The organism is Luteolibacter flavescens, from assembly GCF_025950085.1.
GTDB lineage: Bacteria > Verrucomicrobiota > Verrucomicrobiia > Verrucomicrobiales > Akkermansiaceae > Haloferula > Haloferula flavescens.
In genome coordinates this window covers 1-1,162 of the sequence record NZ_JAPDDS010000056.1, presented here as the reverse complement: position 1 = coordinate 1,162, position 1,162 = coordinate 1, and the positions used below count along the sequence as shown (strand labels likewise).

Below are 1,162 nucleotides of genomic sequence, written 5' to 3'. Positions count from 1 at the left end.
AAGCAACCCTAGCCGCTTTCCCCATCTCCTCCTCCCAGAACTAGAATTTCGCCACCCCGAATCCCTTCCATGGTAGGACTTCCGTTTGATTCCGGGTCGAATCCGTCGCCTCCGATGCCGGAACGGTGAGGTTTTCCCTCCCTTTATATGGACAACACGCGTTTGTTTTTTCTGTTGCGCAGGTTTCAGATCTTGGATGGACTTGCTCATCCTTCGGCGGCCATGGATCTATCGGCGGAAGCTGCTGCTGCTGCTCGTCCTCGCGTTCGGCGAGTCAGATCTGGAGCCGATCTGACCTCTTAGAGGTCCGGTTGGGGCATGCTCCGTACGAGCTGGCGTGGATGAAGCGGCGGGGCGAGGGAGGAGGCTGGTCGTCGCCTGGATCCTCTCCATCGGGGCCTCGCGCGATGATGTCTCTTTGTATTGATAATTATTCGATGAACTTTCGATAATTATTAGATCTAAGAGATGTTGTTCGAGGGAGCCGTGTGCTGAGATGAAGGCGGCAAGGTAAGAGAACATGTAACAAGCGAGGTGCTTGTGTCTGAGAGGGTCAAAAGAAAAAGAGACGAAAAAAGAACGCGAGATGTGACAACGCAAGATTGGCCTTTGCCATGTTGGGTGCGCTCGCATGGCAGGCCACCGTAATAAAGATGTTCTTTTTGTGTCCTGGGGGGAGTTCGCACGGGGGTTATTTTGTTTAGCCCCGGGTTCTCCCCCCAATCTTGTGTCCCGTTGTCCCCTGGTTGTCCTCAGATCCCACTGCGACTACATCGTTCAACGATCGCGCGTGAATCTAAACGTGGAGCTACAGCGCAACAACCAAGAAATTGTAGCATTCTCTCGTCGTTTTAAGGTGACCTGAAGACAAGTTCAACCTGAAGTCACCCGAAGAAAGGAGTATTCTTGCGAATCAAACTTGGTTGAGGTGGCCGTCTGGGATCTTGACATCTGAAGCTTGACATCTGAAGCAAGATGATGATGTTTTGCTGTGATCACCTGTGCTCATTACATGGTGCTTCAGGAATGACTTGTCTAATGTTGGTAATTGTTGGTGCTCATCAATTTTCATGGTTATTGTTGGACCGACTTTCCGGTATGCTGGATTAAGCTGTTGCAGCTTTGAAGTCTGGGGTGCCAACCTTGTTTGGACTAATTGCCA

Annotated in this window: 1 protein-coding gene; it reads right to left on the bottom strand. The window is 50.9% G+C overall.

Translation table 11 applies throughout. The features are described 5' to 3' along the window. Positions 1–913 precede the first annotated feature (913 nt). Positions 914–1,162: hypothetical protein (locus tag OKA04_RS24975; protein ID WP_264503859.1), on the bottom strand; the 249-nt coding region annotated here is incomplete at its 5' end.